9 protein-coding genes and 1 riboswitch are annotated in these 14,522 nt (G+C 61.2%); of the genes, 6 read left to right on the plus strand and 3 right to left on the minus strand.

Features of this window, described 5'->3' with window-relative positions:
* Nucleotides 1-17 precede the first annotated feature (17 nt).
* A riboswitch (yybP-ykoY riboswitch) is annotated at nucleotides 18-223 on the minus strand.
* A 28-nt stretch (nucleotides 224-251) separates the two neighbouring features.
* Together CH92_RS04795 and CH92_RS04800 are read right to left on the minus strand one after the other, a co-directional pair.
* Nucleotides 252-1,250 (minus strand): class I SAM-dependent methyltransferase, encoded by a 999-nt coding sequence (locus CH92_RS04795; protein WP_025240640.1) that lies wholly within the window; start codon nucleotides 1,248-1,250, stop codon nucleotides 252-254.
* Nucleotides 1,251-1,307: 57 nt separating this feature from the next.
* The gene (locus CH92_RS04800) at nucleotides 1,308-2,270 is read right to left on the minus strand and encodes a 2-hydroxyacid dehydrogenase (protein WP_025240641.1); all 963 of its coding nucleotides are present in this window, start codon (nucleotides 2,268-2,270) and stop codon (nucleotides 1,308-1,310) included.
* A gap of 61 nt (nucleotides 2,271-2,331) precedes the next feature.
* On the opposite strand from CH92_RS04800, the gene CH92_RS04805 reads away from it, so the two are divergent.
* Together CH92_RS04805 and CH92_RS04810 are read left to right on the plus strand one after the other, a co-directional pair.
* On the plus strand, nucleotides 2,332-2,961 hold the full coding sequence (locus CH92_RS04805) for a LysE family transporter (RefSeq protein ID WP_025240642.1): 630 nt from the start codon (nucleotides 2,332-2,334) through the stop codon (nucleotides 2,959-2,961).
* A gap of 157 nt (nucleotides 2,962-3,118) precedes the next feature.
* Entirely contained in the window at nucleotides 3,119-4,801 is a 1,683-nt protein-coding gene (locus CH92_RS04810) for a fatty acid--CoA ligase (RefSeq protein WP_025240643.1), read from the plus strand.
* A 19-nt stretch (nucleotides 4,802-4,820) separates the two neighbouring features.
* Here CH92_RS04810 and CH92_RS04815 read toward each other — a convergent pair whose 3' ends face one another.
* A complete protein-coding gene (locus CH92_RS04815; protein WP_336434111.1) occupies nucleotides 4,821-6,827 on the minus strand; it encodes an ATP-binding protein in 2,007 nt (668 codons plus the stop codon).
* Between the two features lie 150 nt (nucleotides 6,828-6,977).
* On the opposite strand from CH92_RS04815, the gene CH92_RS04820 reads away from it, so the two are divergent.
* From CH92_RS04820 to CH92_RS04835, 4 genes are all read left to right on the plus strand, one after another.
* Nucleotides 6,978-7,622 (plus strand): MBL fold metallo-hydrolase, encoded by a 645-nt coding sequence (locus CH92_RS04820; RefSeq protein WP_025240645.1) that lies wholly within the window; start codon nucleotides 6,978-6,980, stop codon nucleotides 7,620-7,622.
* Nucleotides 7,623-7,747: 125 nt separating this feature from the next.
* Complete coding sequence (locus tag CH92_RS04825) at nucleotides 7,748-8,404, plus strand: OmpA family protein (protein ID WP_025240646.1); 657 nt, start codon at nucleotides 7,748-7,750, stop codon at nucleotides 8,402-8,404.
* 146 nt (nucleotides 8,405-8,550) lie between these two features.
* A complete protein-coding gene (locus CH92_RS04830; protein WP_025240647.1) occupies nucleotides 8,551-12,282 on the plus strand; it encodes a CHASE domain-containing protein in 3,732 nt (1,243 codons plus the stop codon).
* 97 nt (nucleotides 12,283-12,379) lie between these two features.
* Nucleotides 12,380-14,521, plus strand: coding sequence for a putative bifunctional diguanylate cyclase/phosphodiesterase (locus CH92_RS04835; protein ID WP_025240648.1), 2,142 nt, complete (start codon nucleotides 12,380-12,382; stop codon nucleotides 14,519-14,521).
* Nucleotide 14,522: the final 1 nt, after the last annotated feature.

The following is a 14,522-nucleotide window of genomic DNA, read 5'->3' on the forward strand; positions in this document are numbered from 1 at the left end:
CGAACTTCCTTGCGAGGGCGGGTCGACGAAATCACCATGACACGCACCGCCTGCCCGCCCCGGGTCAGGTGTGCGTGTCATGGGTCTTGTCAAACCAGGCGAGGCTGCGTAAGCAGGCCGCGCGGGTCGCATGCGCCATGGTCTGTGGACCAAGTATGTTGACGCATGCCAGGCGAGCAGGGCGCTCGCCGGAGACTACTCCCCCAGGACGGGCGCGAGTTTGCCCAAGCGCGGCGTGTAGTGCAAGTCGATCAGGCGCGCTGTGCGCGGTAGATGCGAAAGCCGTCCGCATTGATCAGCGTTTCGCAACGGCCCAGATGGGCCTCGATCAATGGCGGATACTTGAGGAAGGCATTGGCTACCAGGCGCAACTCGCCGTTGGGTCGCAGATGACTGGCGGCACGTTGCAGCAGTGTTTCGCTGGCGGCGTAGTGGGTATGCACACCCTGATGGAACGGCGGGTTGCTGATGATCGCAGCGCAGTCGTCCGGTGCCGCGTCAATCCCATCGCCGGCAATCACGTGCGCCTGTAACTGATTGGCTTCCAGCGTCATCCGGCTGCTCTGGACCGCAAAAGCGTCGACGTCCAGTAGTACCACTTCGCTTTGCGGATACCGTCTTTTCAGTGACGCACCGATGATCCCGGCACCGCAGCCGAAATCCAGCAGCCGGCCGATCGGCAGATCGTCGAGCCGCTCCAGCAGGAGCGCGGTGCCGCGATCAAGCCGGCCATGGCTGAACACGCCGGGCAGGCTGACGACCTGCAGCGGGCCGTCAGCCAGGTCGAGTTCGAAGCGCTGCGCGAGGGCTTTCAGCTCGGGCGCTGCCGGACTGTTCGTCACCCTGACCTGCCACAGCTGACAATGTCGAGCGCTGTCGAGCTTGCGCGCCTCGCCGAACGGCGCCAGCTGTCTGGCGGCGCGCTCGACGCCTGCGCGCTTTTCTCCGACCAGATACAGCAAACGTCCCGGTAACCGCGCCGCCAACGCGTTCAGCAAGTAATCGGTCAGCTCGCGTGACTTGGGCAGAAACAGCACGGCAGCGTCGAACGCGGCCGATGGCGGCTCGACACCGAATGTGCAGCGCCCGGCGAAGCGAGTCTGCAGCAGCAGCTGTTCACCTGCGTGCCAGCTCCAGCCGATGGCTCCGGGTAGCTGGCCGAGCAGGTCGTCGGCCGGTAGCCCGGCAAGCAACAGCTCGCCGCTGAAGAGTTCGGCCTGACGCAGCAGTACTTCGCTTCGGGGGTCCATGATGCCTCCGGACAAAAGCTGGCGAGCTTAGCAGCCTTGTCCCTGGCAGCAGAAGCGTCAGCCGACCTGGCGCTTTGGCGCGCCGGCGAAAAACGCCTCGGCGTTTTCACACATCTGATCAACGATGCGCTGCCGTGCCTCGCGGCTGCCCCAGGCGCTGTGTGGCGTCACGATCAGGCGCGGCACGTCCGCAGCCAGCAGCGGGTTGTCGTTGCTGGGTGGCTCGCTGGTAAGCACATCGGTGGCGGCGCCGCCCAGGTGCCCGCTGCGCAGTGTGTCGGCCAGCGCCTGCTCATCAATCAGGCCGCCACGGGCGGTGTTGATGATGAATGCCGTGGGCTTCATCAATTGCAATTCGCGTGCTCCGATGAGGTTGCGTGTCTGCTCGGTCAGCGGGCAGTGCAGCGTCAGGGCGTCGATCTGCGGCAGTAGTTCGTCGAGCTCCAGGCGGTCGGCGCGCGCCGGGCGACCGGGCAGGTTGCCGGTCAGCACGCGCATGCCCAGCGCCTCGGCCAATCTGGCCACGGCGCTACCCAGCTCGCCGTGACCGAGCACGCCGAGGGTCTTGCCGGCCAATTCGACAATGGGGAAGTCCAGCAGACAGAATTGACCGCTTTCCTGCCAGCGGCCACGGGCTACGGCGCCTTGGTAATCGGGTAGCCGCGTGGCCAGCGCGAGCAGCAGCATCAACGTGTGCTGGGCCACGGTGGCGGTGCCGTAGGCTTGGCAGTTGCAGACTGCGATGCCACGCTGTTTGGCGGCGGCCAGATCAATGTTGTTGACGCCGGTCGCGGCAACGAGGATCAGCTTGAGGTCCGGGCAGGCGGCGAGCACTGCTTCGTTTAGCGCCACCTTGTTTACGATGGCAACTTGGGCGCCCTGCAGCCGTTCGATGATCTGCGCGTCGCTGGTCTGCGCATGGCAGTTCAGTTCATCGAAGGCTGACCGCAGCGCAGCCAGGTCCAGGTCGCCCTGGTCGAGTGGGGATAGATCGAGGAATACAGCGCGGCGATTGCTCATGGACTTTACTCGTATGAATCAACGGGCGGATATCCCGCCCCGGAAATAGCGGAGTCGCTAGATGTATTGGATGGAGTTTCTCACTGTGGCGCTGGTTCATCTGCTTGCAGTGGCCAGTCCCGGGCCGGACTTTGCAGTGGTCGTACGTGAAAGCGTGTCCCGCGGTCAGCACAGCGGCAGCTGGACGGCTATCGGGGTGGGCAGCGGTATTTTGCTACACGTGGGTTATTCGTTGCTTGGTATCGGCCTGATCGTCTCGCAGTCGATCGTGCTGTTCAACCTATTCAAGTGGCTGGCAGCCGGTTATCTGTTCTATCTCGGTATCCAGGCTCTGCGCGCCAAGCCCGTTGCGGCTGGCGATCTGCCACCCTCCGGCGCTGGCGAGGCGCAATCTCGCAGACATGCCTTTACGGTGGGTTTCGTCACCAACGGCCTGAATCCCAAGGCTACGTTATTTTTTCTGTCGCTATTCACAGTTGTTATCGACCCCCATACCCCACTCGCCGTTCAGGCGGGCTATGGGTTATATCTGGCGTTCGCTACCGGCCTGTGGTTCTGCCTGGTGGCCTGGTTGTTCAGCCGCGAGCGAGTGCGGGCAGGCTTCGCGCGCATGGGGCATTGGTTCGACCGGGTCACTGGCGCGGTGCTGATCGGCCTCGGTGTGCGTTTGGCGGCAAGCGAGATCACCTGATCGCCGGGCCATGCAATCGGCTGTTACACAGCGGGTCTCGACGCATTGAACGACAGCCGGGTTGACTGCCGACTTGGAACGTTGCGCGAGGCTTGCGCACCGAACATCCGACGCCGTGTCCAGCGTGCCTCTCATAACATCAATAACAGGAAGCCCTATGTTGCAGACCCGAGTGATCAAACCCGCCGCGAATGCCTACCAGTATCCCCTGTTGATCAAGCGCCTGCTGTTGTCGGGCCAGCGTTATGAGCGCACGCGTGAGATTGTCTACCGTGATCAGGTGCGTTTTGACTATCGCATTCTCAATCAACGCATTGCCCGGCTCGCCAACGTACTGACCGCCGCTGGGGTCAAGGCGGGTGACACCGTGGCGGTCATGGATTGGGACAGTCATCGCTACCTCGAATGCATGTTCGCGATCCCGATGATTGGCGCGGTGGTTCATACCATCAACGTGCGGCTGTCTCCCGAGCAGATTCTCTACACCATGAATCATGCCGAGGATCGCTTCGTTCTGGTCAACAGCGAATTCGCCCCCCTGTATCAGGCGATTGCCGGGCAGCTCGCCACGGTCGATAAAACGCTGCTGATTACCGACGCCGATGACAAGAACTGTGACCTGCCCAACTGCGTGGGTGAGTATGAAAGCCTGCTCGCCGCGGCGCAGCCGCACTACGATTTCCCAGACTTCGATGAAAACTCGGTGGCGACGACGTTCTACACCACCGGCACCACCGGAGATCCCAAGGGCGTTTATTTCACCCATCGGCAGCTGGTCCTTCATACCCTTGCCGGAGCGATAACGGTCGGTTGTCGCGAGAATCCCCAGCTGATGGCGGCGGATGACGTCTACATGCCAATCACGCCGATGTTTCATGTGCATGCCTGGGGGTTGCCGTACGTGGCGACGATGATGGGCCTCAAGCAGGTTTATCCGGGGCGCTACGACCCGGAATTGTTGATCGAACTGTGGCGCAAGGAGAAGGTGACCTTCTCGCATTGCGTGCCGACTATCGTCCAGATGCTGCTCAACGCCAAGGCGGCGAAGGGCACGGATTTCAACGGCTGGAAGATCACCATCGGCGGTAGCGCGCTGACCCGCGGCCTCTACGAATCGGCCCGGACCTGCGGCATGCAATTGGTGGCCGCCTATGGCATGTCGGAAACCTGTCCGCTGATTTCCGGTGCCCATATCAATGATGAGCTGCGCGAGGCCAGCGAGGACGAGCAGAGCAGCTATCGACTCAAAGCTGGGGTGCCGGTGGTGCTGGTCGATGCCGCAATTCAGGCGCCGGACGGCAGTTTCCTACCAGCCGACGGCGTATCCCAGGGCGAGTTGGTGCTTCGCGCGCCCTGGCTGACCCAAGGCTATGCCGGCAATCCGGAAAAGAGCGAAGAACTATGGGCTGGCGGATGGCTGCATACCGGCGACGTCGCGACCGTCGACGAGATGGGCAACATCGACATTCGCGATCGCATCAAGGATGTCATCAAGACCGGAGGCGAGTGGGTTTCCTCGCTGGCGATTGAAGGTTTGATCAGCCGTCACGAGGCGGTGCGTGACGTGGCGGTGGTGGGTGTGCCTGACGAGCGCTGGGGCGAACGTCCATTCGCGCTGGTTGTGCTGTGCGAGGACAAACAGCTCGATGCGCGGACGCTACAGAGCTTTCTCGAGCCGGCAGTGGAGCAGGGGCAGATCAACAAGTGGGCAATTCCGCAGCAGATTGCGGTGGTCGGTGACATTCCCAAGACCAGTGTCGGCAAGCTGGACAAGAAGCGTATCCGGGTCGACATCGCGCGCTGGCTGGAAGAAGGCAGTCACGCCATCTCCTCGATCTAGCAACGAGACGGGAACGGAGTTAGGCGTCGTCTGGCTCCTGACCGGGCTCCAGCATGCTGCGAACTTTGTCTTCGAGATTCGAGATGCTGAACGGCTTGGTCAGGACCTCGTAATCGTACGTGGCGTTGCTTCGCTGTAGCACCGAGCTCTCGGCGTATCCGGTAATGAACAGCACGCGCAAGGAAGGCCGCTTTTCCCGAGCGGCATCGGCGAGTTGTCGTCCGTTCATGCCGCCGGGCAATCCAATATCCGATATCAACAGGTCCAGGTGTGCGTCGCTGTCGAGAATGCGCAGGCCGCTGGGGCCTTCGGCGGCCTCCAGGGTGTTCAGCCCCATTTCCTGCAGCACCTCTGTCACCAGCATACGGACGTTGGGCTCGTCATCCACCACCAGAACAGTGCGCCCCTCGACCGAAGCGGGTGCCAAGTCCGTAGTGGACGGAGCATGCAGGCTGGCAGACTGGCCGTGGTGGCGGGGCAAGTAGATCCAGACGCTGGTCCCTTCGCCCACCGTGCTCTCGATACGCACGCCGCCGCCCGATTGCTTGGCGAAGCCGTAGACCATGGATAAGCCGAGCCCCGTACCCTCTCCCAGGGGTTTGGTGGTGTAGAACGGATCGAAGACGTAGCCGAGCTTCTCCGGCGGAATACCGACGCCGGTATCACGGACGCCGAGCGCGACATACTCCCCGGATTGCAGGCCGATTTCCTGGGCGAGCGGCTCGTCCAGGCGCAGGTTCTCGCTGACCAACGTCAGCTGCCCGCCATCAGGCATCGCATCGCGAGCGTTGATGGTCAGGTTCAGCAGTGCGTTTTCCAGCTGGTTGGTGTCGCAGAGGGTCAGCCAGAGTCCGTCCGACAAATGCGTCGAGTAGCTCACCATCGGCCCGATGGTGCGCTGCAGCAGCTCCATCATGCCTTCTATCAGCGTGTTGAGATCGGTGGGGCTGGGGTCGAGCGTTTGCCGGCGTGAAAAGGCCAACAGGCGATGGGTGAGGGCAGTCGCCCGAGTGGCGGAGGTCAGTGCGCTGCGGATGTAACGCAGCAGATCATCGGTGCGACCCTGGTCCAGGCGAATCGATAACAGCTCCAGCGAGCCGATCACGCCCGCCAGGAGGTTGTTGAAATCATGCGCCAGGCCGCCAGTCAGCTGGCCGACCGCCTCCATCTTCTGCGACTGACGCAGCGCCGCCTCGGTCCTGGCGCGAGCCGCGACTTCGGCATTGACGCGCTGCTCGAGGGTTTCGTTGAGGCGATGCAGCGCCTGTTCGGTACGCTTGTGCTGGGTAATGTCGAGACAGGCACCCACCATGTACGATGGCCTGCCGTTGGCATCGGTAAACGTCTGGCCCTTGTCGAATATCCAGCGTTCGTTGCCCTCTGGCAGCCTGACTCTGAATTGCATCTCGAAGTCGTCGCCATAGCGCGCACAGCGCTCGCACTGCTGGGCAATGCTGTTCCGATCGTCCGGATGGATCATGTCGAGAAGGTCGTCGAGCCAGCCCGAGGTCAACCCCTCCAGGCCGAACAACCGCTGCATGGGCAGATCCATGTCCAGGCGGTTGTTGCGCAGGTCCCAATAGAAGGTGCCGGTGCCAGAAGCCAGTAGCGCAGCGTTCAAGCGCTCGTCGCTCTCGCGCAGGCGTAGCGCCGCAGACTCCTGCTCGAGCAGGCTTTCGGTCACGTCTTCTGCCTGGTGGATGATGTAGCTGACTTGGCCTTGCTCGTCCAGCACCGGCACATTGACCACATCCCAGTAGCGATTTTCGTCACCACCGCCCTCGGCATGTGGGCGCCGCAGTGGATAGCCGACCGTTTTCAGATGCTGAACGCGCCCCGTGCGTGCGACCTCGGCCAGTGATGTGCGCAGCAGATTGATACCGGCGGACATCGGCACCGAGGTGTCACCATCGTGATAGACCTCGAACAGGGGGCGGCCAATGATCTCTTCACGGCGCGTCATGGTGGCTCGCAAGCGCTCCTGGCTGGCGGCGACCATGGTGTAGTCGGCATCGTTGGCAACCACGAGGACGATTCCAGGCAGGGCATCGAAGATGCGCTGCAGATCCGCTATGTCGATGGCTCGGCTCTCCGTCTGGATGACACGTCTGCGCGTGCCGTATAGGTTAGTAGTGGCTGTTTTGCGAAAAAAATTCGGTCTACCTGAGGAGTCAAGGTGTTAGACGCAGGCCATACGTTGATCAGTGAAACGTTTCCGGTCGGTCCGCTGCAATGTAATTGCACGATCATTGGCGATTCGCTGACGGGTCGGGCCATCGTGGTGGACCCGGGCGGCGATCCGGATGTGATCGTCGCGCGGATCGATGCTCTGGGACTGAAGGTTGTCAATGTCATTCACACCCATGCGCATCTGGATCATTTCCTGGCGTCCGGGCAGATCAAGGAGCGGACCGGCGCCACCTTGCACCTGCACAAGGACGATCAGTTCCTCTGGGACAGTCTTGAGCTGCAATGTCGCCTGTTCGGCGTGCCCTATACGCCCGTGCCGGCCCCGGATGTCTGGTTGGTCGACGATCAGGCGCTGGCCTGCGGCTGTGGCGTCGCACTTCACACGCCAGGTCATACGCCGGGCTCGATGTGCTTCTGGTTTCCCGAGGCGAAGTTGCTGGTCGCCGGAGATACCCTGTTTCGCCGCGGAATCGGCCGTACCGATCTCTGGGGTGGCGATTATGCCACCATCGAACGATCGATCAGACAGCGGCTGTACCGGCTTGATGAGGACGCGACCGTCATCACAGGTCACGGACCGCTAACACGGTTGGGGGATGAAATGCGAGAGAACCCTTTTGTCCGTGCGTGAGTTGTCACGAGGTTCGTCGGCACGTTCCGGTTCTGCCACTGGCTGAGTGTTAACCTAGCGGCGCATTTCAGCCTGTGGGTGGATATCTCCGACAGGTTGGCGTTCCGCAGATGAAGGAAGTCACCATGAAAAAACTCAGCAACCTGACCGCATTCGCCGCCACCATCGCACTGCTGGCCGGCTGTACCAACAACCCCTACACCGGCGAACGAGAAGCGGGCAAGGCGGGCATCTACGGTGGCATCGGCGCGGTCAGCGGCGCAGTGATCGGCGCCGCTACCTCCAGCAAGAAGGACCGAGCCAAAGGCGCACTGATCGGTGCGGCGGTCGGTGGAGCCGCAGGCGGCGGCTATGGCTATTATGTCGACACCCAGGAAGCCAAGCTGCGTCAGACGCTGCAGGGCACCGGCGTTCAGGTCCAACGCGAGGGCGACAACCTGACACTGATCATGCCGGGCAACATCACTTTTCCCAGCAACTCGGCGGATATTTCCAGCAGCTTCTATCCGACCCTGAATTCGTTAGTTCAGGTGTTCAAGGAATTCAACAAGAACGGCATCGACATCGTCGGTCATACCGACAGCACGGGCTCGCAACAGCTCAATCAGGACCTGTCCAACCGACGTGCACGTAGCGTTGCGGCCTATCTGGAAGGTAACGGCGTAGCTGCTTCGCGAATCTCATCCTTTGGGGCCGGCCCGAGCCAACCGATCGCCAGCAACGATACTGCCTCCGGTCGCGCGCAGAATCGGCGTGTGGAAATCAATTTGCGTCCGCTGTAGGCCATTTCAATAGGCGAGTCGCAACGGCTCGCCATTTAAGTGACGTCAGTTTTACCACTTTTCTTTATCTCCTATTGAACCTCTCGGTAACCCACGACTCTGAAGCTGGTGACAAACGAGCCATGTGGTGGCAATGAGGAGGTCGAATGGATGATCGTTCTGCTCTCCATTCTCGTAAGCCTTGGCTGCCATTGGTCGTGACGCTGGCCTTGATGGCCGGGCTTGGAGGATGGGTCGTCTGGCAGTGGCAAGTACAGGAAGCACGAATCCGCGCGGAGCAGGCGCAGCGATTCAACCTGGCGGTCAATGACGTCGAGAGCAATCTGCGTGAGCGCATGCGCGCGTATGAGATGGTCATGCGTGGCCTGGCCGGTCTTTTCGTCGGTAGCGATACCGTCAGTCTGGACGACTGGAACCGGGCGTCTGATCAGCTTCAGCTCCAGGATTTCTACCCCGGCATCCAGGCGATCGCCCTGGCGCGATACGTACGTGCCGAAAACCTGGACGCGCTGCTCACGCAAATGCGCGAAGAGGGCCGTAGCAATTTTCGCATGTACCCAGCCGGAGAGCGTGACGAGTACCTGATCACGGATTTCATACATCCGATCGATTGGCGTAATCGTCGAGTACTGGGCTTCGACATGTTAAGTGAAGAGACCCGTCGAGAGGCCATCACGGCTGCACGCAACATCGGCACGCCGATGCTCACAGGTCCGCTGCGACTCAAGCAGGAAACCGAACAGAACGCGCAGGTGGGCATCCTGCTTTACCTTCCGCTGTACCGGGTCGGTGCTTCCGTCACGACATTGGAAGAACGCCAGGCCGCCTTTGCTGGCACGTTGCACGGGGCTTTTCGGCTGACCGATCTGATGGAAGGTGTGCTGGGCTCGCGCAGCAAGCTGTTCCAGCTGCAGCTGTTCGATGCCGCCGTGCCAAACCAACCGCTGTTGGTGGGACGAGCGCCGGTGAGTAGCGATGCACGCTTCCATCGTACCCGCAATATCTATATGTACGGGCGCAGTTGGCAGCTAGAGGTCGGCAGCACGCCGGAATACGAAGCCATCCTGAACAGAAGCAGCGGAGCCTTCAACCTGGCGGCGGCCATGACCGCGGCGGTGCTGTTTTCTCTGCTGATCGGCGGCTACCTGTATCTGCGCGAACGCGCGCTGCGCAGCAGTCAGGCGTTAGGTGCGCAGCTTCAGGAGCGCGAGGCGTGGTTTCGTCAGCTGATCGAGCAGTTGCCGGTGGCAACCTTGCTGTGCAACGACCAGGGTCGAATAGAATTGGCCAACCAAAGCGCCGCGGCGCTGCTGGGGAGCAGCGCCGGCCTGCTCGCGGGCGAGCGCCTCAACCGTTACGTTCCCGGCGCGCTGGTTGATTCTGCAGGCGGGTCGCAGCTGGAAGCCAGTCATCAGGAGAGCCAGGCGATACGCGAGGACGGCGCGCCCATACCTGTTTCACTTAGCCTGACCAGCTTCAGGCGGGATGAGGCCATTTACCATCTGCTCAACCTGGTTGATCTCCAGCAGCGCAAGCGTGACGAAGAGCGGTTTCGCAATGTAGTCGAAGCGTCGCCGAACGCCTTTCTGCTGTTCGATCACGAGGGTCGGATCGTAATGGTCAACCGGCAGACCGAACTGCTGTTCGGCTACAGCCGGCAAGAGCTGATGGGCCAACCGGTCGAGCTGCTGATTCCCGAGTCGATGCGCAAGATCTACCATGAGGTGCGCTACCGTTTCGAGCAGGAAGGCGAGTCACGCCGTCTGGGTGAAAACCGTGAATTGTTCGGCCGGCATCGGGATGGCCACCTGCTGCCTGTAGAGATTGGCCTGTCTCCGCTGCGCAGCGGCGAGGAACAGCTGGTGCAGGCTGTGGTGATCGATATCGGCCACCGCAAGGCAGCCGAGCGGCGCCTGCGTGATCAGGCCAACGAGTTGATTGTCGCCAACCGCTATAAGTCCGAATTCCTCGCCAACATGTCCCACGAGCTGCGCACGCCGCTCAATAGCATCCTTATCCTCAGTGATCAGCTGAGGCAGAACGCCGCGAGCAACCTGACCGAGAAGCAGGTGCGGCATGCCGATATCATTAATCGTGCCGGACATGATCTGCTGCAACTGATCAATGATGTACTTGACCTGGCCAAGATCGAGGCCGGCCACATGCAGATCAAGCCGGAGCCGCTCAACCTGGCCGAGTTGTTGGCTGAGTCGGTGGCTGGACTTGAGCCGATGGCCGAGCAGAATGGGTTGTCTCTCACCTCTCGAATCGATCCGGATGTCCCGGTCTCGATCATCAGCGACCGCGCCCGCCTGCATCAGATCCTGCGCAACCTCATTACTAATGCATTGAAGTTCACCGAGCAGGGCTCCGTGGACATCCACGTCGTGCAAAAACCTGCCGAGACTCCCGCCGGCGAAGACCTGCTGCAGATCTGCGTGACCGACACCGGTATTGGTATTGCCGAAGATCAGCATGAACGGATCTTTCAAGCCTTCCAGCAAATCGATGGGTCGATCAGCCGGCAGTACGGCGGTACAGGGCTTGGCCTGGCCATCGCGCGGCAGCTGGCTGAAGTGCTCGGCGGCGGGATCCGTCTCAGGAGTGCGCCGGGCCAGGGCTCCAGTTTTACGGTCGAACTGCCGTTGAAGCTGGCCGCGACCACAGAGATTCGGACGCTACGGCCGTCGCAGCACCGCGGCCAGAGCGGCGGCCAGGGCGTCCAGGGCGGCGGCCTGTTAATTGTCGAGGACGACGCCGATTTCGCGTCGGTGGTGGCCGAGGTTGGTCAATCTCACGGTTTCCCCAGCGTCGTTTGCGGTACCGGGCAAGAGGGGTTGGAAGCCCTCCAGCAGGACCGTTTCGCTGCAGTCATTCTTGACATCCTGCTGCCGGATATCTGCGGTTGGCAGGTTCATCGGATGCTGCGCGACGACCCCCGACATCAAGACACGCCGGTGTACATCATTTCTTGCGTGCCGCAGCCGCAAGGCTGGTCGGATGACGGTTCGCACTACCTGCTCAAGCCCGTGGCACAGTCGGAACTGGAACGTCTGTTCATCGATCTGGCGCGCCAGGAAACCAAGTCGATGCGGTTGCTTCTGGTTGAAACCGACTCGGAACGGCGCTCGCAGCTGCGCGAACATTTCGAGCGCCTTGGCTACCGGGTCACCGAGTGCCGGCGCAGCGAGGAAGCCAGGCTGGCCTATGCGGAGCACGTATTCACGGTGCTGATCATCGATTTCGATCTGCCTGGTGAAGATGGCTTGGATCTGCTCGAAGCGCTTGATCGCCTGCGCTCGCTGAAAGATGTGCGTGTGATATTGAACAGCCGTGAGCCACTTTCGGAAAAGAATCTGCAGCGGCTTCGGCGCTATTCATCGGTTGCGTTGTCAAAAACAGAGGAACTGGAGCATATGGAAGATGCATTGAAGCCCGCCGCAGTCGAGTCGGCGGCGCCGGGCATGGATGAAGTGGATCATCCTCTGCTGGGTCAGCGAGTGCTGCTGGTGGATTCGGATGTGCGAGCAATCTACGCCATCAGCGCAATGCTCGATGAGCAGGGGCTGCAAGTGGTGCCGGCCACGAGCCGCTCCGAGGCACTTGAACGATTCGATGAAGACGCGTTCGACTTGGCGCTGGTGGACATGGGTATGCCCGACAATGGGGGGGCTGCACTGATCCGACAGCTCAGAAACGACTATGGTTGTCAGGTGCCGATCGTGGCACTGGCGGTTGGCGACGATCCGACCGTCAAGGATCGGAGCGTCGCCGCAGGTGCGGACGATGTGCTGTTCAAACCGGTCGAAAGCGCCGGGTTGGTCGAACTGCTGCGGCGTTGCCTAGAGCAGGCTGATCGCCCTGACGAGAGCCCATGAAGGAGAAATATGTGATGCATCGTTCATCCCGGAATGGCGTCGTTGCCGACGCCATCGTGGTCGGAGTCAACTATGCAGCGGGCAGGAGATCCAGGTAATGGGGCGGGTACAAGCCAAATCTCAACCTCGTACCCGGACGCTGCTGGTCGTCGATGATCGCGAGGCGAATCTGGTTGCGATGGAAGCATTGCTGGGCGATGGCGACTGGCAGGTACATACGGTCAATTCCGGCGAGGCCGCGCTGCAGGCGCTGCTCGACCTGGATGTGGAACTGGTACTGCTGGATGTACAGATGCCGGGCATGGACGGCTTCGAAGTCGCACGACTGATGCGAGGCAGCCCGTACACGCGCTATACGCCGATCATTTTCGTCTCGGCCATCGCCCATACTCGGGAGTCGGTGTTGCGCGGTTATGCGACGGGAGCGGTTGATTTCATCCTGAAACCCTTCGATCCACAGGTGCTCAAACACAAGATCAATACCCTGCTCAGCCACGAGCACAATCGGCGCGACCTGCAACTGCTGACCCAACAGCTCGACAGCGCGCGGGCTTTCAACGCCTCGGTGCTGAATAATGCCGCTGAAGGTATTCTGGTGGTTGGCGAAGATGGCTATATCAGCTTCGCCAACCCGGCGATCGCGCAGATGCTGCATAGCAGCGTCGAGGACCTTCAGGGTACGGCATTGGTCGATCATCTCGCCGCGCCGAAAATGCCCGAAGCCTGGCGTGACACGGACTTCTACAAGCAGTGGCGTAGCGGCCACACCTTCCGTCTGCACGAAGCACAGCTGTACACCGCCAATGGCGGCAAGCTGCCGGTGGCCTTGTCTTCATCGCCGCTGCCCCGCCAGCAACGGTCGATGGTGGTAATCGCACTGGACATGTCGGTAGTGCGCAATCTGCACGTGCAATTGGAAACCCAGGCGGTGACCGACTCGCTGACCGGACTGCTGAATCGCCGCGGCTTTCACCAGGCGCTGGATTCGGCCTTGGCAAGGGTTGACCGGAACGGCAAGCGCATGGCCATTCTCTACATCGACCTGGACGGCTTCAAGCGCATCAACGATTCGCTGGGTCACGATGCGGGCGACGAGATCCTCTGTCGCGTGGCACGGGTACTGGAAGCCTGCATGCGCCCCTACGACATCATCGCGCGCATGGGGGGCGACGAGTTCACCGCATTGCTGGATTCTCTCGATCATCCGGAAGACGCCGCCAAGGTGGCGGAGAAGCTTATCGAACTGATTTCGGTTCGACATACCATCGGCGGAACCGACGTGACGCTCGGTGCCAGTATCGGTATCGCGCATTTTCCGGATAGCGGCCAGAGCGTCGAAGAGTTGCTGCGCTCGGCAGATATGGCGATGTATGAAGCCAAACGCAACGGGCGGCAGCAATATCGCTTCTTCTCCAGCGAAATGAACGGTCGTGCCCATGCGCGCCTGATGATGGAAGAGAACCTGCGCAGCACCATCGAACATAATGGCTTCGCTTTGGCCTATCAGCCCCAGATCCTGCTCGAAACTGGCGAGCTGCGCGGGTTCGAGGCCTTGCTGCGCTGGGATTACAGTGGCCGTGGTGAAGTCGAACCCAACGTGTTCATTCCCCTGCTCGAAGAAACCCGGCTGATCGATCGGGTCGGCAAGTGGGCGCTGCGTGAGGGTCTGGCGCAGTGCCGTGACTGGCGTGAACGGTTCGGCGAACAGATGATCTTGAGTTTCAACGTCAGCCCCGTTCAGTTCGGCCGGGTTGGATTGATCGATGAATTGCGTCGTCTGCTCGACGAGTCTCAGCTCGATCCTCGCCAGCTGGAGCTGGAGGTCACTGAAGGTGCGCTAATGCAGGACCTGGAGCAGAGCTGCGACAAGCTCCGGCAACTGCGGGAATTGGGCGTAAGGGTGGCGGTCGACGACTTCGGAACGGGGTATTCATCACTGGCCTATTTGCGGCATTTCGATTTGGATACGCTGAAGATCGACCGCTTGTTCATCGCAAATATGCTCGACTCGCCCCGCGATGCCGCGGTGGTCAGCACCATCATCGACCTGGGGCGTAACTTGGGCCTTGAAGTCATTGCCGAGGGGGTCGAGACCCTGGCCCAGCGCGATTGGCTCATCGCCAACGGTTGCCAGGTGATGCAGGGGTTTCTGGTGGCGCCGGGATTGGCCGTTGAGCAGGCATTGGAGTTCCCCCGGATAGTCGACTGGGCGAAACTGGATCATCAGGTGCAGGGCTAGC

The sequence above is a fragment of the Stutzerimonas stutzeri genome, assembly GCF_000590475.1.
GTDB classification, from domain to species: domain Bacteria; phylum Pseudomonadota; class Gammaproteobacteria; order Pseudomonadales; family Pseudomonadaceae; genus Stutzerimonas; species Stutzerimonas stutzeri_D.